The organism is Alteromonas sp. ABH4_456 (genome assembly GCF_056160645.1).
On the sequence record NZ_JBSWXO010000001.1, the window covers coordinates 324,488 to 346,725 of the forward strand.

The 22,238-nt window shown below is 49.7% G+C and carries 18 protein-coding genes; 11 read left to right on the plus strand and 7 right to left on the minus strand.

Features of this window, described 5'->3' with window-relative positions:
- Positions 1 to 128 precede the first annotated feature (128 nt).
- From ACXAG2_RS01505 to ACXAG2_RS01520, 4 genes are all read left to right on the plus strand, one after another.
- Positions 129 to 854 (plus strand): substrate-binding domain-containing protein, encoded by a 726-nt coding sequence (locus tag ACXAG2_RS01505; RefSeq protein WP_474864053.1) that lies wholly within the window; start codon positions 129 to 131, stop codon positions 852 to 854.
- A 109-nt stretch (positions 855 to 963) separates the two neighbouring features.
- Complete coding sequence (locus ACXAG2_RS01510; protein WP_474864055.1) at positions 964 to 1,323, plus strand: transporter substrate-binding domain-containing protein; 360 nt, start codon at positions 964 to 966, stop codon at positions 1,321 to 1,323.
- A 125-nt stretch (positions 1,324 to 1,448) separates the two neighbouring features.
- Positions 1,449 to 2,351, plus strand: a complete 903-nt coding sequence (locus ACXAG2_RS01515) for a hypothetical protein (RefSeq protein ID WP_474864056.1) — start codon at positions 1,449 to 1,451, stop codon at positions 2,349 to 2,351.
- A 119-nt stretch (positions 2,352 to 2,470) separates the two neighbouring features.
- Complete coding sequence (locus ACXAG2_RS01520) at positions 2,471 to 3,223, plus strand: sensor histidine kinase (protein ID WP_474864058.1); 753 nt, start codon at positions 2,471 to 2,473, stop codon at positions 3,221 to 3,223.
- A 33-nt stretch (positions 3,224 to 3,256) separates the two neighbouring features.
- On the opposite strand, the gene puuE is transcribed toward ACXAG2_RS01520, so the two are convergent.
- Genes puuE through ACXAG2_RS01535 form a run of 3 tightly spaced genes read right to left on the minus strand, consistent with a single transcriptional unit; the run spans position 3,257 to position 5,023 of the window.
- Positions 3,257 to 4,177 carry an allantoinase PuuE gene (gene puuE / locus ACXAG2_RS01525; protein ID WP_303574027.1) on the minus strand — a complete coding sequence of 307 codons (921 nt, stop codon included), beginning with the start codon at positions 4,175 to 4,177 and terminating at the stop codon, positions 3,257 to 3,259.
- Complete coding sequence (locus ACXAG2_RS01530; RefSeq protein ID WP_119501618.1) at positions 4,174 to 4,827, minus strand: TetR family transcriptional regulator C-terminal domain-containing protein; 654 nt, start codon at positions 4,825 to 4,827, stop codon at positions 4,174 to 4,176. Before ACXAG2_RS01530 ends, puuE begins: the two co-directional genes overlap by 4 nt.
- A 37-nt stretch (positions 4,828 to 4,864) precedes the next feature.
- Positions 4,865 to 5,023 (minus strand): hypothetical protein, encoded by a 159-nt coding sequence (locus ACXAG2_RS01535; protein WP_474864060.1) that lies wholly within the window; start codon positions 5,021 to 5,023, stop codon positions 4,865 to 4,867.
- A gap of 259 nt (positions 5,024 to 5,282) precedes the next feature.
- On the opposite strand from ACXAG2_RS01535, the gene xdhA reads away from it, so the two are divergent.
- From xdhA to ACXAG2_RS01570, 7 genes are read left to right on the plus strand one after another with little or no spacing between them, the layout of a single operon-like run.
- Positions 5,283 to 6,722, plus strand: a complete 1,440-nt coding sequence (gene xdhA, locus ACXAG2_RS01540; protein WP_474864062.1) for a xanthine dehydrogenase small subunit — start codon at positions 5,283 to 5,285, stop codon at positions 6,720 to 6,722.
- A complete protein-coding gene (gene xdhB / locus ACXAG2_RS01545; protein WP_474864064.1) occupies positions 6,715 to 9,072 on the plus strand; it encodes a xanthine dehydrogenase molybdopterin binding subunit in 2,358 nt (785 codons plus the stop codon). Before xdhA ends, xdhB begins: the two co-directional genes overlap by 8 nt.
- Positions 9,069 to 9,890, plus strand: coding sequence for a xanthine dehydrogenase accessory protein XdhC (gene xdhC / locus ACXAG2_RS01550; RefSeq protein ID WP_474864065.1), 822 nt, complete (start codon positions 9,069 to 9,071; stop codon positions 9,888 to 9,890). The genes xdhB and xdhC overlap by 4 nt, the downstream gene beginning before the upstream one ends.
- Before the next feature lie 26 nt (positions 9,891 to 9,916).
- Complete coding sequence (uraD, locus tag ACXAG2_RS01555; protein WP_474864067.1) at positions 9,917 to 10,423, plus strand: 2-oxo-4-hydroxy-4-carboxy-5-ureidoimidazoline decarboxylase; 507 nt, start codon at positions 9,917 to 9,919, stop codon at positions 10,421 to 10,423.
- A 9-nt stretch (positions 10,424 to 10,432) separates the two neighbouring features.
- Entirely contained in the window at positions 10,433 to 10,756 is a 324-nt protein-coding gene (gene uraH, locus ACXAG2_RS01560; RefSeq protein WP_474864069.1) for a hydroxyisourate hydrolase, read from the plus strand.
- Between the two features lie 11 nt (positions 10,757 to 10,767).
- Complete coding sequence (guaD, locus tag ACXAG2_RS01565; protein ID WP_474864439.1) at positions 10,768 to 12,060, plus strand: guanine deaminase; 1,293 nt, start codon at positions 10,768 to 10,770, stop codon at positions 12,058 to 12,060.
- A 2-nt stretch (positions 12,061 to 12,062) separates the two neighbouring features.
- A complete protein-coding gene (locus ACXAG2_RS01570) occupies positions 12,063 to 13,271 on the plus strand; it encodes a urate hydroxylase PuuD (protein WP_474864071.1) in 1,209 nt (402 codons plus the stop codon).
- A 17-nt stretch (positions 13,272 to 13,288) separates the two neighbouring features.
- Here ACXAG2_RS01570 and ACXAG2_RS01575 read toward each other — a convergent pair whose 3' ends face one another.
- From ACXAG2_RS01575 to ACXAG2_RS01590, 4 genes are all read right to left on the minus strand, one after another.
- Entirely contained in the window at positions 13,289 to 14,512 is a 1,224-nt protein-coding gene (locus ACXAG2_RS01575) for a GDSL-type esterase/lipase family protein (RefSeq protein ID WP_474864073.1), read from the minus strand.
- A gap of 59 nt (positions 14,513 to 14,571) precedes the next feature.
- Positions 14,572 to 17,496 (minus strand): glycoside hydrolase family 31 protein, encoded by a 2,925-nt coding sequence (locus tag ACXAG2_RS01580; RefSeq protein ID WP_474864075.1) that lies wholly within the window; start codon positions 17,494 to 17,496, stop codon positions 14,572 to 14,574.
- 57 nt (positions 17,497 to 17,553) lie between these two features.
- Entirely contained in the window at positions 17,554 to 19,131 is a 1,578-nt protein-coding gene (locus ACXAG2_RS01585) for a DUF5597 domain-containing protein (RefSeq protein ID WP_474864077.1), read from the minus strand.
- A gap of 212 nt (positions 19,132 to 19,343) precedes the next feature.
- Complete coding sequence (locus tag ACXAG2_RS01590) at positions 19,344 to 22,202, minus strand: TonB-dependent receptor (protein WP_474864079.1); 2,859 nt, start codon at positions 22,200 to 22,202, stop codon at positions 19,344 to 19,346.
- Between the last annotated feature and the right edge of the window lie 36 nt (positions 22,203 to 22,238).

Sequence of the window (22,238 nt, forward strand, 5' to 3'; positions counted from 1 at the left end):
TCCTTGATGAAATAGAAGTACTGTCAGCTTTTAACTAAACCTTATCTAAATAAACTTTTATTTTTGATAAGTCGAACTATGTTTAAAAGTTAACAACAGGGATACAAGTCAAACAGACAGGATTAATCGTGCAGTGCAAAAATCCGGGAGCCGGTACATTCATCAAATGTGAATACATACCGTTTTTTATTCCGTCTTTTTTATTATTTCTTATCTGTTTACCATTCTTTGCACCGGCACAGGATGCAAAGATTACGCCTTCTGCAAACAACATCGACCTCGCCCCTCTGAGAATCGCTTTACTCATCCCTGACAGCACCCCGTTCTGGAACAGAGTTGCCAGTATAAGCAGGCGGGCCGCTACTGATCTGGGAATTGAGCTTGCCATTTATCCCTACGCTCTGTCGGCTGAAAAAATGCGTGAGCAAGCTGAGAAAGCCCTCAACAGCAATGTAGACGGTCTGATATTTCAAGTGTGGACTGGTGCCGAAAAAGACGTCTTAACTCTGGCTGAAGCACACAAAGTATCTTCAATTTTAATTAATTACCGCATGCAGGATACAACCCTTAAGCCCCGCAAGCAGTTCCGGTATTGGATTGGCAGTATTACGGCCGACGACTATTCCATTGGCGAGCGATTAACAAGTGCTCTTACCCGGCATACACACCTCCATCGCAAACGCGATACCCACCGGATACTCGCCATTGGTGGTGACCCTGTTGATGCATCGTCCTCCCGCCGCCTGAGTGGATTAGATGCATACGTTGCCAGACATTCAGAAATCACCCGCGTCCAAAAAGAATATGCTTACTGGGGTGACGAAGAAGCGGGCCGGATATTTGAAGAAGCCTGACTAAATGACGCCGATATTACGGAAGTTTGGTGTGCCAGTGACCTTATGGCAAAAGGCGTGGCGGATAAAATAGCTGAAATGGGGATCGCTGACCCGCCGGCAGTCGGCGGTGTCGACTGGGATACACCGACGGCTGACTGAACAGGAAAAAGCCTGGTTAACGGCAAATCCGGTGATAAACGTTGCCGGTGAAACCAACAATGTGCCATTAAATTACACAGATGAAAGCAACAACAGCACAGGTTTTGCCATTGAGTTGCTGCGCTATGTGGCCAGCCAGACAGGTTCGCAAATTAATATAATCCGCAGTGACAGCGCCGAATACCTCAAAGAGGCTACCGCTAAGGGGCAAATCCATGTGATGCCGGTGATAAATCCAAAAGATACCCGGTCCGATAGTCTGCTGCTGTCCGACAGTTATTTGTCTTTATCGCAGTATTTTTTTCAAGACCAAATACAGCGCAAATAAGTCGTCTGCAGGATACCGGAAACCGCACACTGGCAGTACCTGAAGACGATGAAGTCCTCGCGGCCCGTGTATCCCTGTTCCCTGAACTTCGCATTATCGAAGTGCCGGATCTAGAAGCAGCCATTATGGCTGTTTCCTCAGGACAAGCGGATCTGCTAGTCAGCAATTATGCTTCTGTCGCCTGGTATCTGGACAAACATTTTATCTCCAATATTAAAGTGAATGGTCTTCTGACTGAATACGGCAATGCAGAACTTCATTTGGCTGCCGGTCCTGAGGCCGCACCGTTTATACAGATTGTAAATAAAGCCTTCGCCACTATGCCAGCCAGTACACGCAGTGCGCTGATTTATAAATGGCTGAGAGAGAACTCCAACGATTCATTTTATTCCGCAGAGCAAATCATCCTGACAAGAGAAGAGCGTGACTGGTTAAAAACTAAAGAAACCATCAGGTTAGGCGACGACTTTAAGACCCGGCCGTTAAGCTTCCTTAACAAAACCGGAGACTTCAGTGGTTTAAGTGCAGATTTCATCCGTCATTTTACCCGCCAGTTAGGAATACCGGCAGAGCAGCGTCTGAAAGAAAAGTCTGTGGACATCATGCCGGCTCTGGTTAAACCTCTGCAGCCTGCCACAGATATCTTTTATACCGTTCCATACTTGCTTTTCCCTGTGGTCATAGCCACCAGCACCAGTCAACCGCCTGTAAACAATCTGTGGCAACTTGCCGGAATAGAAGTGGGCATTATACATAGCCATCTTGCAGAGAAACTGGAAAAAGAGCACGCAGACCTCACATTCAGGCGCTTTAAAACAACCGGTCAGGCGTTCTCTGCGCTTTCAGCAGGTAAGATTGATGCCGTACTGGGCAATCTTGCGGTGATCAGTGCAGCAGCGGCTGACAGCGAAAATCAAAGTTTTGCAATAGCCGGAGCCACAGGGTATGCCGATGAAATAGTCATTGGTGTCAGAAGTGACTGGCCTGCTCTGTCATCTTTTATATCTATTTATCGAGTCGCAGGCTGAGCCAGGCTAAAGCCCAGATATCTGCCAGAACAAAAGAGCTGGAGAATACGAATCAGTCTCTTGAAGACACACTGTCAGAACTGAAATTTTCACAAAAACAGATGCTTGAACAGGAGAAAATGGCATCGTTAGGCAGCCTGGTCGCCGGCGTATCCCATGAAATTAATACGCCCCTTGGCATATCGGTAACGGCAATCAGTCATGTCGAACACCTCCTGGCAGAACTTGAACAACGTTTTGACAGCAACAAGGTGACCAAAACCTTCATGCAACGGTTTATCAAAGAAGCGCAGGAAGGCAGCCTTGCCACGTCACTGAATTTATCCCGTGCGGCAAACCTGGTAAAAAGCTTTAAAAACATCTCCATGGACCACAATCAGGATTCAGTGAGAACCATTGACCTTGACCAGTATCTCAATGAAGTCCTCACTTCGTTACAGCCGCAGATCAAAAAATCAGGTCATGAAATCGTGTCCGGTTGCGCAGTAAATATTGTCTGTGAGACCAGACCCGGTGCCATTGCACAAATTCTGACAAATCTTATTATGAACTCCCTCACCCACGCCTTTTCATCCAATGAAAAGGGCATGATTACACTGCATGCCAGACAAATTGGAAGCACCATTGAGCTGATTTACAGTGATAACGGCTGTGGTATGAATGAAGAGCAGTTAAAGCGCATCTTTGAGCCTTTCTTCACCACTAAACTGGGTGCTGGCGGCAGCGGGCTTGGCGCCCATATTATTTATAATCTTGTCACCAATGCACTTCAGGGGACAATAAAAGTGGAAAGCTCTCCGGGTATGGGAGCCAAATTTGTGATTTGTTTTCCGGTCAGACTGAATCAAACAGATAACGGCGTCACAGACTGAAGCGGTAAGACGCCGTTATGCAGTCACAACACGTTAATCTCCGCTATACGGGAAGTGTGTTTGCCAGTGTTTTGCAATATCTTCACGCGTTGCCAGCCATACCTTGTCGTGACTTTGCACGTATTCAATAAACCGCTTTAAAGCTGCCATACGGGCCGGACGACCCACGATACGGCAATGCAAGCCGATGGACAGCATTTTAGGCTGGCTGGCGCCTTCTTCGTAGAGAACATCGAAAGCATCTTTCAAATATTCAAAGAACTGCTGACCACTGTTAAATCCCTGCGGCGTGGCAAACCGCATATCGTTGGTATCCAGTGTGTAAGGCACCATCAGCAGCGGCGCACCGTTTTGGGTATCGTAGTAGGGCAAATCATCCGCATAAGAATCTGCGCAGTAGAGAATATCATCCCGCTCTGCAATCAGCTTTAACGTGTTGGGGCTGGTGCGGCCTGTATACCAGCCTGCAGGTTTTTTGCCGGTGAGTTTTTCATGCAGGTTTACCGCTTCTTCAATTTGCGCCCGCTCGGTATCGATATCCATATCCTGAAAATGAATCCAGCGCATGGCATGACTGGCGATTTCCCAACCGGCATTCAGCATTGCCTCAACCGCTTCCGGATGACGCTCCATTGCCATGGTGACGCCAAATACAGTGACCGGTACCGCTTTTTCTGTCAGCAACCGGTGCAGACGCCAGAAGCCCGCACGGCTGCCGTATTCATAGAGAGATTCCATACTCATGTGGCGGTCAGGATACGGCTGCGCACCGACAATTTCTGACAGAAAAATTTCTGAATGGGCATCACCGTGAAGCACGCAGTTTTCACCACCTTCTTCGTAATTCAGGACAAACTGTACTGCAATTCTGGCTTTACCCGGCCACTGTGGATCAGGAGGATTGGCACCATAGCCTTTCAGATCACGGGGATAACTGTTGCTAACATCACTCATGCTGTCACAATCCTGTATTTTTCCGGTACCGTTAAACCACAACCGGTTAACGTAACGGTTACCAGATGTCTGGTGGCTTCTTCAAAATCTGCTTTTTTCATTTTCGCGCCGCGAAGACGGGTAATTTGCGTTGAAAAGTCAGCGTAGTGCTGGGTGCTTGCCCAGATATTGAAAAGCAGATAGTGGGGGTCGATGGCCTGCATTTTCCCCTGCTCTGTCCAGGCTTTCAAAATAGCCACACGGCCGGCCATCCAGTCGCTGTGTTCATCATCAAAATAGTGATTCAGGTTTGGCGCACCATTGATAATTTCCATGGCAAAAATCTTCGAAGCCAGCGGGTGTGTTCTCGATAACTCCATCTTTTCGGCAATGTAATCTGCCAGCATTTGCGCAGGATCATCATCTGCAGTGGCTTTATCGAAACTGGAATTCCATAACGACATGGTTTCCTTGAGGACTGCCAGATAAAGTTCCTGCTTGGACTTGAAGTAATACAAAACATTGGTTTTAGGGAGTCCTGCTTTATCTGCTACCTGCTGAACAGATGTCCCTCTGAATCCCTGAGCAGCAAATGCTTTCTCTGCTGCTGCCAGAATGATCGCCCTGTTACGGGCTCCCACACTGGCATCCACTTTTGATGCTTGAGTCATGACGCCTTTTTGTTCCTTTTGAAATGGTCAAACCTGACTATTCAGTCATAGTGCCACAGTTGCTTAAATCAGTGATAAATTTTTCATTTATAGAATATTCTTGTGCGTATAAAACATTGCGCATACATCTTGCAGCGATTTTTAAAACAAAGGTCAGACGGGCTTTGTAAGGGTGAGTTAAATGCTGCGTACTCATCTTTTAAACAGCTTCTGAACAGCAGTTTGTTAACAGAACCTGATTTTAGCCGCTGGCGATACCCTGACTAAAGAACAACCAACTTTGTTGGTGCGCACCATAAAAGTGCACAAAATCGTGCAAATTGCACCGCAAAAATACACGCCACTCGCAATGGCCTTTTTTTAACACAAAAACCTGACCATATGGTCTACTTTTTAATTTAGAATACAGATATAGTAATGCATTCAAGCATTTTGAAATCTACATGGAGTTCGGTATGGTCCGTTTTCTGTTGAACAATGAACCTGTCGAATTACAGGTGAGCAACCCGAATATGACGGTGCTGAATTACCTTAGGGAACAGCAACGAAAAACGGGGACAAAAGAAGGCTGTGCAGCCGGCGACTGCGGCGCCTGTACGGTAGTGGTTGCCAGTCCTTCAGACGATGGTAACAGCCTTAACTACACCACCATCAACAGCTGTATAGCGCTGATGTCTTCGCTGCACGGAAAACAGCTTATCACCGTAGAAAATTTGGCCTCTTTGCAAGCACAGCATCCTGTTCAGACTGCGATGGTGAAACATAATGGTTCCCAGTGCGGCTTCTGCACGCCGGGTTTTGTGATGTCGGCCTTTGCTTTTTACCATTCTGATAATGCTCCCGAACGGGAAAATGTGATAGACGCCTTATCCGGAAATCTTTGCCGGTGTACAGGTTACCGTCCCATTATTGATGCCACCATTGATGCCTGTTCAAATAAAACCGCAGACAAGTTCGATGAACAACAGGCAACAACCCTTGCCAGATTACATGCGCTTAGCCGGGAAGACGTCACAGAAGACAGTCAGTTACTCATGCCTGACAGCCGCGAAGCATTGCAAAAAGCCATTGCAGACAACCCGGATGCAACGCTGGTTGCGGGTAGTACCGACCTGGCTCTTGAGATCACGCAAAAGCATCAGTCTTTCAAAACTCTCATCAGTTTAAGCCAGATGCGTTGCCTGCAGGAGGTTAACGTTACCGAATCGCATATCATCATCGGCGCAGCTGTGCCTTTGTCCCGGGCAATGAAAACGCTGGTGAGCCACTACCCGTCATTAAAAGAGTTATTTACCCGCTTTGCTTCTCTGCCTGTGCGTAATCAGGCAACCATGGGCGGAAACGTTGCTAACGCTTCCCCCATCGGCGATACACCGCCACTGCTGCTGGCGCTGAACGCTGATATTGTAGTGGATAATGGCAGCGAAACCCGCAGCATTCCGGCAAACGCTTTTTTTACCGGCTATCGCCAAACTGCACTGCAAAGCAATGAATGGATCAGCGCCATTCATATCCCCTTACCTCAGCCGGACCAGCATCTGGCTGCGTATAAAATCTCGAAGCGCATGGAAGATGATATTTCCGCCGTGCTTGCCGTATTTAACGTGGGGATCAGCGATGGTGTGATCACCTCTGTTGCCAGCGGATTCGGTGGTGTGGCAGCCACACCTGTGGAGTGTACCGCTTTAGCGGCGTCTCTGGTGGGTAAGCCCTGGCGCGACGCACAAACACTGTCAGAGGGGAAAAATCTTCTGACGCACGCTTTTAATCCTATTGATGATGTACGCGCTACGGCAGCATACAGAAAGCAGGTCTTGGGCAATTTATGGCACCGGTTCTGGCTGGAGAATCAGCAGGACAACCTTATTCCGACGCGGGTGGTACATCATGCGTAAACTCATTCAAACCCCGGCGGTTGCAGACGCCCGTCAGGCACCGGCATCCAGTCCGTTAGGTAAAAACAAAGCGCATGAAAGTGCAGAACGTCAGGTAAGCGGTCAGGCAAGGTATGTGGACGATATGCCCGAACCGGCCAACACCGCGTACGCGGCCATCGGCGTAAGCAACTGCGCTGCCGGTGAAATTGAACATATTGATTTACAGGCCGTCCGTGACAGCGAAGGTGTTATTGATGTTATTACCGTCTGCGATGTACCCGGACATACTGATATCGCGCCGGTATTTGACGGCGACCCTGTGCTTGCAGACAAACAAATCCTGTTTCACGGCCAGCCTGTTTTTGCAGTATTAGCCACAACCACGGAGCTAGCCCGGCGTGCAGCACTTAAGGGCACCATTACTGTGAAGCCGGGATCTGCTGTGCTGTCAGTTGATGAAGCTCTCGGGAAACAGTCCTTTGTGCGCCCTACCCATGCTTTCGGTAACCCGGACGCCATCCATACGGTTAACGCTTCACCTTACAAAGTGTCCGGCAGCCTGAACATTGGGGGTCAGGAACACATGTATCTGGAAGGTCAGGTCTCACTGGCCGTGCCGGAAGAAGAAGATCGCATGATGATTTACACCTCCAGCCAGCATCCAAGCGAAGTGCAAAAACTGGTGGCAGAAGTGCTGGGTGTAAAGCTTCACCGGGTGACGGTTGATATGCGCAGAATGGGTGGCGGTTTTGGTGGTAAAGAAAGCCAGGCCGCACAATGGGCGTGCATCGCCGCTATTCTTGCGCAGCGCAATCAGCGCGCAGTGAAATGCCGCCTGCCCCGTTCACAGGACATGAGTGTCACCGGCAAACGCCACCCCTTTGAAAACCACTGGCAGACCGGTTTTGATGAAGCCGGCATTATTCAGGGCGCAGATATCACTGTTAACGGCAACTGCGGTTACAGTGCTGATTTGTCTGATGCCATTGTCGACCGCGCCATGTTTCATGTGGATAACGGCTATTTTTTAGGTGACAGTCATGTTGTTGGTCACCGCCTGAAAACTTCTTATGTATCCCATACCGCTTACCGGGGATTTGGCGGTCCTCAGGGCATGATTGTGGCCGAAGCCATGATAGATGGCATCGCCAGAACCTTAAAAGAAGACCCGCTCACTATCCGCAAGCGTAACCTCTATGCCAAAGCGACGGGTAATATCACCCCTTACGGCATGGATATTGGCGATAATCTGCTACCGGAAATGATTGGCCAACTGGAAACATCCTGCGAATACTGGCAGCGCAGAGAAGCGATCACCGGTTTTAATCAGTCCAGTCCGGTAATTAAAAAAGGGCTGGCTCTGACGCCGGTAAAATTTGGTATTTCGTTTACAGCCAAACACCTGAATCAGGCCGGTGCGCTGGTGCATATTTATACCGATGGCAGCGTACAGGTTAATCATGGCGGTACGGAAATGGGTCAGGGACTTCACACCAAAATTGCCCAGATCGCAGCCCATGAGTTTGGCATCGACCTCGCAGATATTGAAGTTACCGCTACACGCACTGATAAGGTGCCGAATACCTCACCTACTGCCGCATCATCGGGCACCGATTTGAACGGTAAAGCCGTGCAAAATGCCTGTCTTGAATTAAAAGCCAGACTTGTTACCTTTTGGGCGAAACAAAAGGGTCTGCCTGCAGAAGAGGCGGTGTTCGCCGACGGGCACCTGATACTGGGTGATGAGCGTATTGCATTTTCAGAGCTCATTCAGGCGGCTTACATTGGCCGGGTTTCTCTGTCTTCAACGGGCTATTACAAAACCCCTAAAATTTTCTACGACCGTGCCACAGGTTCCGGTCGTCCCTTCTTTTACTTTGCTTATGGTCTTGCCGCATCAGAAGTCACCGTAGATACCCTTACCGGTGAATACAAAGTGGACCGCGTAGATATTCTTCATGATGTGGGCGCCAGTCTGAATCCGGCTATCGACAAAGGTCAGATCGAAGGCGGCTTTATTCAGGGCATGGGCTGGCTGACATCGGAAGACCTGAAATGGGATAAAGAAGGAAAATTACTGTCGAGTAACATGGCGACCTACAAAATCCCTGCCATTGGTGATACACCGCCGGTGATGAACGTGGATTTATTCGACCGTCCTAACGACGAAGACAGTATTTATCATTCAAAAGCGGTGGGCGAGCCCCCCTTTATGCTGGCAATATCGGTGTGGTGTGCGTTGAAAGATGCCATTTCATCACTCAGTGATTACAACGCTGACCCTGTTCTGCCAACGCCGGCTACCCCGGAAAATGTCCTCAATGCCATTACTGCTTTGCAGCAAGCAGAAGCGGAGACATTAATATGAGACATCCCCGTAACTGGTTTGATGCCGTAAGCTGGTGCCACAGGCATGCACAGGGCTATGTGCTGATCACCGTGCTCACAGTGGCGGGTTCTGTGCCAAGAGAACAAGGCGCGAAAATGGTGGTTACCGGCGACCGTCAGTTCGATACCATTGGCGGTGGTCATCTGGAATTTGATGCGGTAAAAAAAGCCCGTGCTTTTTTAGCCACCGGCCAGTCGCAACAGCATATCGAATCCTACCCGCTTTCAAGTAAATTAGGACAATGCTGTGGCGGAGCCGTTAAGGTGCTGTTTGAAATCAACGTCAGCCATTGTCAGACACTGGCCATTTTCGGTGCCGGACATGTCGCTCAGGCGCTGATCCCTTTTCTGGCACAACTACCTCTGAATATTAAGTGGATAGACAGCCGCCCGGATGCCTTTGCAGAACTGGATGTGCCGCCAAATGTGACCACATTCTGCGATCCCCAGCCAGAAGGTGAAATCCCTCTTCTTCCGGCCCAAAGCTGGCTGCTTATTCTTACTCACGATCATCAGCTGGATTATTTACTGGCAGAAACAGCGCTGAAGATAAATCAATTTCCTTATGTGGGCATGATTGGCTCTGACACAAAAGCCAGACGCTTTCGTACCAAACTCGCCCATCGCGGACTTGGCGAAGCTGCAGATAACCATTTTGTTTCACCGGTAGGAAACCTGGCTATTCCGGGCAAAACGCCCATAGAAGTTGCTGTGTCAGTCAGCGCTCAGATTATTGAACGCCTGCACAACCGGCCGGCGCCCGTTGCACCTGCCGGCACACAAAGCCGGACTCAGTAAAACGATAACAAGGATAACGTATCAGCATGAATATAAACACGCTTAACGCCCTGCCCTGGCAGGACGCCATGCGCTGGTTTTCACAAACCTGTGCGGCTGAAAAATGGGCATCCGTGATGACGGACAAACGCCCTTATTGTGATGTGGCAGATATACAAAATCATGGTAAGGCAGTCTGGGAGACCATGGAAAAGGAGGATTTACTGCAGGCATTTGCCGCCCACCCCATGATTGGCGACATTAATTCATTACGCAGCAAATATGCCAGCACCCGCGCTTTAGCTGCCGGAGAACAAAGCGGCACAGCCGACGCTGACGATGCCACACTTTATGCACTGAAAGAAAAAAACGAAGCGTATCTGGCCAGGCACGGCTTTATTTTTATTATTTGTGCATCAGGTCTGCCGGCAACAACCATGCTGAAGGCGCTGGAAAACAGGCTTAACAACAGCACGGAAGAAGAGCTTAACAATGCCGCAGCAGAGCAGATTAAAATTACCTGCCTGCGTATCAGCAAAGCGATTAACAGTTAAGGAACGGTTATGATTTCTTTATCCAGTCATGTTCTGGACACCACATCAGGTAAACCCGTAAGCCAGTTACCACTGACACTGACTTTTCCCGACGGAAAACAGGTTAATGGCATGACTGACAGCGACGGTCGCTGTAAAAGCTGGGGTGGCGCAGATTTCCCTCAGGGGACTTACTCATTACGGTTTCACTGCCGGGATTACCTGACAGAAAAACACGGCGAAAGCTTTTACCCGTTTGTCGATATTGCTTTTACCATGCAGGAAAGTGGCGGTCATTATCATGTACCTCTGCTCATTTCACCCTTCGGCTTCAGCAGTTACCGGGGTAGTTAGTGAGTAATACTATTCAACTATTCCGTGCGAAGATACTGCATTTCCCGCAGCAAACAGATTCACCGCAACAGGATGCGGTGTGCTACCCCGACGGCGCTCTGGCGGTTCGCGGCGGGCGGATCCTGGCCATTGGTAACTTTGCCGATGTAGTATCCGACTATCCTAACAACACGTTGCACGACCACAGAAATCACTGGATCATGCCGGGCCTTATTGACAGCCATCTGCACTTTCCGCAAACAGAAATGCTGGCCTGTTATGGTGAACAGTTGCTCACCTGGCTGGAAAATTACACCTTTCCCACCGAAAAGAAGTTCGCCGACCCGGACTATCCATCCGCGATGGCGGACGTATTTTTGCGTCAGCTTTTAAAAAACGGGACAACAACCGGCTTAGTTTACCCCACCGTACACACTAGTTCCGTCGATGCGCTTTTTGCTGCAGCATCAGCAAAAAATATGGCGATGGTAACCGGGAAGGTGTGTATGGATCAGAACAGTCCTGCCGGCCTCGCCGACTCGCCTCAGCAAGCGTATGAAGCATCACAGCAACTGATCTCATCCTGGCACAACAAGGGGCGTAATCTGTACGCGATCACCCCCAGATTTGCGCCCACCAGCAGCCGTGAGCAATTGTCTTTACTCGGTTCACTGGCCGCTGAACACAGCGACGTATTTATTCAGACCCATTTGTCTGAAAATCAGAAAGAAATTCAGTGGGTACAAAAACTGTTTCCCGAACGTAACGGCTATCTGGACGTGTATGACCATTATGGTCTGGTGCGTGAGCGCAGCGTGTTCGGACATTGTCTTCACCTGACAGAGCAGGAATGGCAGCGCATGGCAGATGCGCGGGCGACTATCGCCTTCTGCCCAACGTCAAACCTGTTTTTGGGCAGTGGCTTGTTTGATTATCAAAAAGCGAAGAGCCTGAAAGTCCCCGTCACCCTGGCCACTGATGTGGGTGCAGGCACAACCTTTAACCTGTTCAGAACCTACGGTGAAGCCTACAAAGTGTGTCAGATGCAGCAACAGGCATTGTGCCCTTTAACCGGTTTATACCTGATGACCCAAGGTGCTGCCGTGGCACATAAACTTCAGCACGAAATTGGCAATTTAAACCCCGGCACTTTCGCCGATTTTATTATTGTCGACCCCGCCTTTGATGAATTGACGTCCCACCGGTTACATGACCGCGACACCGCAGAAGAGGTGCTGTTTGCACTGTCCATGCTCGGTGATGACCGGATGATAATAGAAACCCGGATTGCCGGCACTGCGCAATACCGCAAAGAGGAGAGATAAGTATGGAAGGACTCGACTGGTTGTCCCTTTTTGTCCGCTGGTTTCACGTGATTGCAGGCGTTGCCTGGATTGGCGCATCGTTTTATTTTATCTGGTTAGATAACAGCTTGCGCACACCGCCTGAATGGAAGCAGGAAAAAGGTATTAAGGGCGATCTCTGGGCGATACATGGCGGCGGCTTTTATGAAGTCGCTAAATATGCCTATGGCCCTGAAAACATGCCTGCGACATTACACTGGTTTAAATGGGAAGCCTATACTACCTGGTTAAGTGGCTTTGCCCTGCTTATCATCGTGTACTACTTCGGCGCGTCTGCCTATCTTATCGATCCCTCCGTAAATGCACTGAGCCCGCAAACGGCAATTTTGTCGGGCCTCGGGATCATTTTTGGCGGGCTGGCCCTGTATGAACTGGCATGCCGCAGTCCGCTGGCTAAATCGCCCAAACTGTTTGCATTGTTTTTAATCATGATGATTTGCTTTGCCAGCTGGCTGACCACCCAGCTGTTCAGTGGCCGGGGCGCTTATATTCATGTAGGCGCACTGGTGGGCACCATCATGGTGGCAAATGTATTTTTAAACATCATGCCCAATCAACGAAAAATGGTAGCAGCGGTGGCAGCAAAAGGTGAAATCGACCCTGCCTGGGGCGCCAGCGCAAAATTACGCTCTGTGCACAACAACTACCTGACGTTACCGTTACTGTTCATTATGATCAGTAACCACTATCCCATGACATATCAGCATCCGCAAAACTGGCTGGTACTCATTGCCATCATGGCCCTGTCTGCCTGGATAAGACACTTTTTTAATTTGAAACATCAGGACATTAAAAAGCCGTCTATTCTGGTATCCGGTGCGGCGGGCATGTTGTTACTGGCAATTTGGGTATCTATGCCCGTCAGCCAGCAGGAAAACACGGCAGCGGCTTTAGCGCCACAGAATGACCAGACGGCACTGTCTGCTGATGACAAAGCCGTTCAGACGCTTATTACCACCCATTGCACAAGTTGCCATGCTGCGAGCCCGACAGATGATATTTTCAAGGTTGCGCCACTGGGAGTGAAATTTGACAGCTGGCAGGATATTAAGCGTTATGCGCCGCAAATTTATCAGCGCTCAGCCGTAAGTAAAGACATGCCCTTTATGAATAAAACCGGCATGACAAACGAAGAACGTCAGGTCATTGCTAAATGGTTCAAAGCGCAATAAAACAAAACGCCCGCATTTCAGCGGGCGTAGTTCAAATCCTTCTTGTTCAGCGCAGAAAACCAGGGAACAAGCGCCTGTGCCCAAAGCCGGTATCCTGCTTCATTCGGGTGGAGTAAATCGGGCATAATATCTTTGCTCAATATATCGTCTCCGCCCAAAAAAACATTGTTGATATTGATGTAGGAAACGCCTTTTTCTTTAGCAAGATCTTTCAGAAGACCGTTTGTTTTCTGATTATTAATCCGTTCGGGAGACGTGGCATTTTCTCCCCTGGGAAATATGCCGGTAAGCAAGATAGCACTGCCCGGCATTTTCTGCTTTATCCGGTCAATAATGTGACTTATACCACGGGCAATGTGTTCCGGTGGATCCATCCGGTGACCTGTATTGTTCGTCCCGATCATCACAACCGTGATGGCCGGCGACAGACCGTCTAATTCTCCCTGTTCAATACGCCAGAGCACATTTTCTGTTCTGTCACCGCCAAACCCCAGATTTAACGTGGGGACATCCGGAAAATACGCTTTCCAAACCGGTGCGCCCTTGTCTTCCCAGCCATGGGTAATTGAGTCACCAATGAGTACAACCTCTGGCCGGATCATCTGCATTTCTGCCAGTTTCTGTTGATGGCGCTTCATCCACCATTCATCAGCCCAGAATGCCCGCAGCGGGGCCGGCGTAATACTTTGGGTATCCTGATCCGGACACACGATATTTCCCGGCTCATTCGCAGTAATTTTTACCCCTGACACCGCAACATCACCGGAACCGTAAAAGAATAATCTGAAAGGCTCACTCACTTTTGAAAAGTCGGCAAATTTACCTGAAAAACACTTAACCGGGATGCTAACGTGCTGCCATCCTGCACTTTGCCATTCTACTGCATCAGGCCATAAATCGACGACATAGTGGCAGTTTTCACCGCAATCTATGCCCGCCTGTAACCCGGCTTTGCTGACATCGTCTGCCCGTAAGTCAAACGTCAACGCTGCCGGTTCAGGTAACTGATTCAGGTTAACTGGGCTGTTCACTTTTAGATAAGCCCGCCCCTGCCAGGCTTCAGTAAACACGAGCCTGCTCACCGGTTGTCCGGCCGGATGACTGCTTTCCTGTGTAACGGTCACTCCGGGGATTTCAGTGGTGAGGCCGGATACCGCCACGCCCTCACCGCCGTTTTTTATCTGCAAATTTGATAACGAAAAGGTGAGTTCTTCCCGGGCTTCCCGGGTGTCAGCACTCATTTGCGCCGCACAGGCGCAAAGGAGCAGTGCCCCGCTAAGACAAATTAACGTCCGCATGGCTATTTCGTCCGTTCCACAGTAAGGGCATCACCGGAATAAGTGACAGTGACGTCCGGCTTCGCTTCGTAATCCAATAGTGTTTCACCTTCGGAAATAAACCTGACATGCCAGGTACGGGAGGTGACCATACTATCAAAGTGCCCTTCACGTTTGCCGATGGTGAGCCTACCTTCACTGTCATCATACTCAATGCGGGTGTACGAGTACGCCCCGTCCTCGTAATCGTATGACTTGCCGTCGTCGTGATAGAGCTCAAATTCGCCGTCGGCACCGGTAAACACGTTTATGGTATAGGCGCCATCCGGCTTATCGTAAACATACTGAATGGCTTCACCCGCCGGAATAATTGATCCGGCTTTTACGTATAGCGGCATTTGCGTTAACGGCGCACTGGCAGTAATGGTTTGCCCGCCCTGATACGTTTCACCGGAATAAAAGTCGTACCAGCTCACACCTGCGGGCAGATAAACATCCCGTTCCCGCGCCTTGTACTCATACACAGGGTTCACCAGGATGGCCGGCCCGAACATGTAGGCATCATCGATATCCTGCGCTTTTTCATCTTCAGGGAAGTCCATCACCAGACCGCGCATTAAGGTACCGTCTTTATGGAACATATCCCCTGCCTGCGAATAAATATAAGGCATCAGGCGGTAGCGTAATTCGATGGTGGATATCAGTGCGTTGTACACTTCCGATCCTTCATCGGCCAGATTAAACACTTCCCTGAAAGGGTTTTGGCCGTGGGAGCGGAACAGCGGTACAAATGCGCCGAACTGGAACCAGCGCATATTCAGCTCCTGCCATTCCTGCTGATACTGTTCAGCCATTTCACTGTAGTGACCCACAACCACATCGCCGTTGTAACGATAGTGATCTTCCGGTGTGAAGCCACCGATATCCATGGTCCAGTTCGGCATACCGGACAATCCTGTACCTACACCGGCAGCAATCTGCTCTTTAAGATTTGACCACCGCGGCACAGTGTCTCCGCTCCAGATGGCACTGCCCGTGCGCTGAATACCGCCGAATCCGCTGCGGGTAAGAATAAAACTGCGCTTGTCAGGGTCTGATTGCCGCTCACCTTCATACACGCCTTCGGCATTTGCCAGCGCATAGGAGTTAAAATACTCAGCACCAGAACCCACCGCTAACGGCGTCATGATTTCTTTTCGTTTGCTATACGACAGGTTCGAATGGATGTCCGGCTCGGACGCGTCCAGCCACCAGGCATCGATGCCCAGCACATTGAGATTTTCGTCTAATTGCCGCCAGAAAATTGCCTGTGATTCTTCAGGGTAAGGGTCGTAAAACCCGTTCAGATAACCCTTGCCAATCCAGTCCAGATTGCCCTCCTGATCCACGTTCTTGTTCAGCATATAGCCTTTGGCATTCAGCTCTTTGTAATTGCCGGTTGTGCTGTAGAATTTCGGCCAGACGGAAATCATAATATTGGCGTTAAGTGTGTGAACTTCGTCAATCATGCCTTTAGGATCATGGAAACGGGCCAAATCAAACTTATGACTTCCCCAGGCATCTTCCGGCCAGTAAGACCAGTCGAGGACAATATTATCAATGGGGATCTGTTTTTCACGGTAGGTTTTCAGCGCCCCTAACAGTTCATCCTGCGTCTTGTAACGTTCACGACTTTGCCAGAATCCATAGGCCCATTTTGGCAACATGACGGCTTTGCCGGTAAGTTTGCGGTACCCACTTATTACCTCGTCGGTGTCGTCACCGGCTACGATGTAATAGTCCAGCGACTTGCCGGTTTCTGATGCCAGCGACAGGCTGTTCTCATCGGCCTTCGATTGAGGATTATTGTGTAACAGACGGAAGTATCCGCCCTGCGAATCCCAGTCGACTTCAATGTCCACCTTTTCTCCGGCGGTGAGCATGATTTCAGTATTGTGAAACCAGGGATTCCAGTTCATCCGCCACCGGTCCAGCAGCTTTTCACCGTTTATAGTCAGTTTGGCATAGCCACTGGAGTACATACGGAACTTGTGAAGTCCGCTTTGCTTAGCGCTTATCTGCCCTTTCCACACTACCCGTGGCTGGCTGACATCACCAAGCTCTGCAGGAAATGGTATTTCCCGGGTGGTGTTGTGAGCAAGAAACTGATAATCAAGATCAGCCTCTGTGCGTTTAAGCAGCAGTTTATCTTTATCATAATAGTACGCGGTTAATCCTCCGGCGTTGCCGTTTTCATCATAAAGCGCAAAGCCTGCGTTCAGCGGCGCTGATTCCACCGGGTTGCCGAACCGGGTAATGGCCGCGTTGTCCCATAAAATCCCGTAATGTTTAGTAGAGACCAGAAATGGGATAGAAATCTGCAGGTTATGGGTGCTCAGCTCAACATTATCTCCGGCATGATTAATGCGGCCATCCTGATGCTGACCCAGCCCGTAAAAACCCTCATCTGAGCCGGTATTCCACTGCTGGTGAATAGCAAAATTGTGTTTACCGGCACCGGCAGGATCGGCGGTAACCGGCGCAAACTCACCGCTGTTCACACTCTTCAGCAATACCTCTCCGGCCCGGTTTTTTACTACCAGATTACCGTCAGTCAGTGATACTGAGGCTGTCATAGCGTTTGTAGACAGTGTCACAGCTCCGGCTGATTCTTTGATGTCGTAAGGGGTATTTCCCGTAGAGGCTGTCACCATTAAGCTTTCGGCAACACGACTGAAATCATCGTGTGGCAACGCCGTGACGCGGATGATCCCTTCATCAAATACTTGTAAGCGCACGGCTTTAGCCTGCCCCTGAGCAGGCAGAACAAGCAGGCCGTGTTCTGTCGCCTGATAGCTTCCTGCGCGAACAACTTCAGCACTGCCGGTACTGTTTTCGCAGCCACTGAGTACGGTTGCTGACATGAGCGCGACGGCCACACTGGCTGCAATTCGATGGATTTTTTTCATGGTGTTATTCCTTTTACCTTTGTTCATAGTTGCAAGGTATTCATAGTGACAAGGTGTTCATTCTTGCCAGGTGGTCATTTTTACTTTGAGAATATGCGGCTCATCGTTGAAATTAAGTCCCCAGTCAGTTTGATCGCCATTCCAGACCCGCTCAAATATCCAGTTACCCTGCTCATCAAAATGGCCTTCTTCTACCCTTTCAATCATTACAGGAAGTGATACGATTTCTTTTGACGGTGTAAACGTGACCCGTGCACGCAGCGCAGTCACTAAAAACTCGTCGTCAGATAATTTAGCGATAAGTGCGCCACCGGACGCCGGATGATTTCCAGCAGGCGGGTCAACCCAGAACATGGGTCGTCCGTAGGACACTTCTGCATCCCAGTTTCCGAGATCCAGTTGCTGACTGTAGGCGGGAAACTCCCCTTTTGCTTGCGACACATTGGCATTCCACACTTTTTCATCTTTTGACGAGTCGTGAGGCTCTGCCACTCCCCAAACCTGGTGTTCAAGACTGAGTTTTGCCCATACGCCGGACCATGAATACATCAGCCCGTAAATTTCAGCGAAGGGAGCGATGGTGTCGTCGTTAACGGTTTTCGCGCCCAGTGGATAATTAGCATAACCGGTGTAGTCCATGCCGAATGGCGCAAAACCGATCCCCTGATGCCCCAGGGTACTGAAAAAATAGCGGGCATAGGGCTGGTCGTTACCAATCTCTGCCACAAACAAGGGGTTATCTTCCCGGCTGTACAATTCCAGCACCCGCTTTACCGTTTTATGGTCTCGAAAATAAATATCCGGTGAAATCATATCGATGTGCGGGGCACCGGCTTTCCAGGCGTCGATGACATTGTCAGTGGGGCCGCCCATGGAATAGCCCGTGCCGGGATTAAAAGGATTTCTCAGCGCTACATTAACGTTCATGGGCAAAGGTTTAATTGCTTTACCGGCCTGTGCAATCTCATCGACGTAACGGGCAATAGACCAGGCATGAAAGAATTCATCAGCGTCATCACCGAATACCTCAGGCCATGTACCCGGTTGTTTGTTCATCCGGGCCAGTAACGTGTCAGGGACAGGCTCATTAAAAAGAGAATTTGCTAACGGGGAGTAATCACGTTTTGAGCCGTAGGTGCCGGTTTCATTTTGCACCTGTACCATGATCACCTGATGGGCCGGATCATTATCGCGCAAATACGTCATCAGAGCTTTGAAGGCGCGCTTGTCCGCAGCCAGCGTGTATTCGCCGTGAGGCGACAAAGAGTTCAGGGTTCGCCCGTCGCGTGTGATCACTCTGGGGAAACGCTGATTATTCAGTTTGATCCAGGCCGGCGCGTAATGAGGCGCGTTATTTTTCCAGGTGGCAAACCACAGCAATACCACTTTCACTTCCCGTTCTGCGGCCTGGCGGATCAGGATATTAAGGTAGCTGAAGTCGAAATGTCCTTCTTCCGGTTCGATTTGCTCCCACGCCACCGGAATACCCAGGGTGTTAGCATGCATGGCATCAACAACCGGCCACACTTTATCCAGCGCTGCGGGATAGTTAGCGGAATTATTCGTTTGCGCACCCAGCATCAGAAAAGGCTTACCATCGACGAGAAAGGCATGGCGGCCGTTTTGAGTGACCACTTGAGGTAAGTCGTGCCGGGATTGAGAAGCTGCGGCGGGCTTAACCCCCGCACTCTGGCAGGCACTTAGCGCACACATTGCACAAAGAAGAAGACCTGCAAAATAATAGATTTTCATAGTGTCCAAATATCAATTCAGGGTTGGGAAAAGCGTTGCACTGCACCGGCAGGTATTACCATTACAAAGCCGGTGCAGTGCGATACGCGCGGGTACTAGAAATTGCCCCGCAGGGACAGTGCATAACGGATGTCATTCACGTGATAAGCACTATAGTGATTACCCGGACCGTTCTGACGCATCTCATTTTTGGTCACTGCATCATTGAGATTGTTCGCTTCCAGAACCACGGCGTAATTGTCGTTGATACGATATGTCACAGAGCCGTCGAGGTAAGCAGTCGCCGCATTGAGCAGCGGTAAGCCATAAGTGATGCCATTTTCCGTGCCGGTGAAACCATTTGCATTGGTTGCAATCAGGAATTCATCCCGCCAGTTGTAGGCCAGGCGTGCGGAAAACGGACCTTTCTCGTACATTAACACCAAGTTTGCCGCATTTTCCGACAAGCCTCTGAACGGCATGTCCCCGTAGCCGGAGCCGTCTGTATCCACCGGCTGAGAGCTTGAATCAGCATCAATTTCACTGTCTATCCAGGTGTAGTTCACTTGCACGCCGAAACCGTCAAAAGGTGCAGGAAGTGAGGAGAAGAAGTGATTTAACGACAGCTCGACACCCGTGATTTCAGCATCAGCACTGCTGACTGGCCAGCTGGCATTATAGGTATAGCCGCCAAATTCAACCTGAGACAATTGTGGCACCTGGTAGCCGGAGATATCCTTAGTAAACAATGCCACATAAGCAGAACTGTCTTCGGCGTAATACCATTCCAGAGACACATCAAACTGGTTGGACTCCATAGGGTCGAGGTACGGATTTTGTGTGGAGTCCAGTGTCAGCACGTAATCTTCCACTTTAGGCGGATTACCGGCATTCTGGCTGGCCTCTCCTGCACTGGATAAATTTGCGTTCAGCACAATATTGGCGCCTAAATCTGCAAAATTTGGCCGCGCCATCGCTTTGGCAGCAGCAAAACGCAGCAGTAAATCTTCGGTCAGTTCTACTTTTACGTTTAAGCTGGGAAGCCAGTTACTGTAATCATGCTCCGCATCCATGGCGGTGAAAGCACCGTTGCCAAACAGCGCATTGTTCGGATATTGCAGATAACCATGAGCAGTATTTTCGGTTTTAACGTAACGCACACCCACATTACCCGACACAGGTTTGCCAAGTGCGTCAGTAAAGAAGTCGAGCATCACATAAGCGGCGGCCGTTTCCTCTGTCTGGTCATTGGTATACTGATCATCATTTAAATCACGGCGGTTCCAGTACGCCCAGGCAGACCAGTCTGCATACACGAACCGGTCCTGTAAGGCCTGAAAACTCTGCGGATAACCAAACGCAAAACTGGCATCAGGTGCATACACGTTTGCCGGCGCCGGCACATCACCACCAAAGAAGTTATCAAAGGAGTTCAGATTCAGCTCACTGACATCAGGGACAATATTCTCCTGCCCTTCCACAATGGCAGCTTGCAACCAGCTTGGTGCTAACGGACTCCAGTTGTAACCGGTATCGGCGTTATCAGACGATGTTTTGCTGTAGCGTGCACCAAACTTCACAGCTTCGAAAAAACCGTCAGATAAAAAGTACTGAATATCGATATCTGCCGCAGTCATATCCGCCTGGCGGTCGTACTGGTTATCCATGATGAAATTCCAGACGTAGTTGTCCGGGTTTCCCAGATAAGAAGCATCTGAGGTCACAGTGGGCAAGCTGCCGGTTAAGTCGACATCAATGTAAGGCACACTTATTTGTGTGGCCACCGTGTTATCAAGCCCTGCAGAATCAGAACTTACCCGCTGCAGAGAAGTTTCCACCAGAAATTTCTCACCGGCATAGCGGTAACGCAAAGCGAAATCTTCCGTTTTTGCCTGCTGGGAAGAGGCTCTCACATCGGCCCCCATGGGAATACCGCCATCCTGTATTAGCCGTCCTTTTTCCAGTACGCCGCTGTCCCTGAACTGTGCACCGCTTTCCACTTGCACACCATAGGGCCAGTTATCAACGAATATGGCATCTTCATTCCACTGCATATCATAATCGCTGGAAAAGTATGTCAGGGTAAATTCGTGGTTTTCTGACGGTGCATATTGCAGGGCTGCATAAGCACCATTACGTTCACGGTTAAAATACATGGTACGCCAGTCAGCACCTCTGGGGACATAGACTGTTGACCCTTCGTATCCGGCAATGTCATCACGGTAGAAAAAAGGTCTTACGTACATGGAATCGTTACGGGTAGACAATTCAGAGACGGCAATATCAAACAAAAACCCGACTTTACCGGCAGAAGTATTCCAGTTGTTGGAATATAAAAAGGAATAGCCCGGCTTGGTTTCTTTTATCACGTCGCCGTAGTTGGCACTGATATCAAACGCGATTTGCTGACCGTCACGGTGAAAAGGCAGACGGGTTTCCAGATCAATCGTACCGGCAAGGCCGCCTTCAATCTGATCCGCCGACGGACTTTTGTACACATTCACAGCATTCAGCAGTTCAGGCGGCACATCACCAAAGCTCAGCGTCCGGCCCCCGTCAGCACTGAACGTTCCCCGTCCGTTCAGTTCCGACCGGACCTGAGTAAGACCGCGCACAATCACACCGTTACCTTCCACCGAAAAGTGCTCAGGATCTCCTAACGACATGTAACGGTCGATAGCAACACCCGCCACCCTTTGCAAAGTTTCAGTGATACTGCGGTCAGGCAGTGCGCCGATATCATCAGCACTGATCCCGTCCATGATTTTATTGGAATTCATTTTAGTTGCCTGAGCGGAAATGACGCTGGCCCGCATGCCTTTTACTTCTATAACTTCCAGCGCTTCACTGTCTTCTTCCTCTGTGTCAGTCTGTGCCAGACCCGTGGCGGGACAGGCCACCCCTAAGGATGCCAGTAGAAAAGCGGTAAGTTTTGCGTGCTTAAACTGTTCAAGTCCTGAATGTGTAGTTTTCATATTTTAAAAGTCCATGTTGCGTTGAACCATGCCACT

Bases quoted from the DNA above. Each gene is read 5' to 3' on its own strand.
- ACXAG2_RS01580 (WP_474864075.1), bottom strand. From the start codon at position 17,496: ATGAAAAAAATCCATCGAATTGCAGCCAGTGTGGCCGTCGCGCTCATG.
- ACXAG2_RS01530 (WP_119501618.1), bottom strand. From the start codon at position 4,827: ATGACTCAAGCATCAAAAGTGGATGCCAGTGTGGGAGCCCGTAACAGG.
- puuE (WP_303574027.1), bottom strand. From the start codon at position 4,177: ATGAGTGATGTTAGCAACAGTTATCCCCGTGATCTGAAAGGCTATGGT.
- ACXAG2_RS01570 (WP_474864071.1), top strand. From the start codon at position 12,063: ATGGAAGGACTCGACTGGTTGTCCCTTTTTGTCCGCTGGTTTCACGTG.
- xdhB (WP_474864064.1), top strand. From the start codon at position 6,715: ATGCGTAAACTCATTCAAACCCCGGCGGTTGCAGACGCCCGTCAGGCA.
- ACXAG2_RS01590 (WP_474864079.1), bottom strand. From the start codon at position 22,202: ATGAAAACTACACATTCAGGACTTGAACAGTTTAAGCACGCAAAACTT.
- uraD (WP_474864067.1), top strand. From the start codon at position 9,917: ATGAATATAAACACGCTTAACGCCCTGCCCTGGCAGGACGCCATGCGC.
- uraH (WP_474864069.1), top strand. From the start codon at position 10,433: ATGATTTCTTTATCCAGTCATGTTCTGGACACCACATCAGGTAAACCC.
- ACXAG2_RS01520 (WP_474864058.1), top strand. From the start codon at position 2,471: ATGGCATCGTTAGGCAGCCTGGTCGCCGGCGTATCCCATGAAATTAAT.
- ACXAG2_RS01575 (WP_474864073.1), bottom strand. From the start codon at position 14,512: ATGAGTGCTGACACCCGGGAAGCCCGGGAAGAACTCACCTTTTCGTTA.
- xdhA (WP_474864062.1), top strand. From the start codon at position 5,283: ATGGTCCGTTTTCTGTTGAACAATGAACCTGTCGAATTACAGGTGAGC.
- xdhC (WP_474864065.1), top strand. From the start codon at position 9,069: ATGAGACATCCCCGTAACTGGTTTGATGCCGTAAGCTGGTGCCACAGG.
- ACXAG2_RS01515 (WP_474864056.1), top strand. From the start codon at position 1,449: ATGGCTGTTTCCTCAGGACAAGCGGATCTGCTAGTCAGCAATTATGCT.
- ACXAG2_RS01535 (WP_474864060.1), bottom strand. From the start codon at position 5,023: ATGAGTACGCAGCATTTAACTCACCCTTACAAAGCCCGTCTGACCTTT.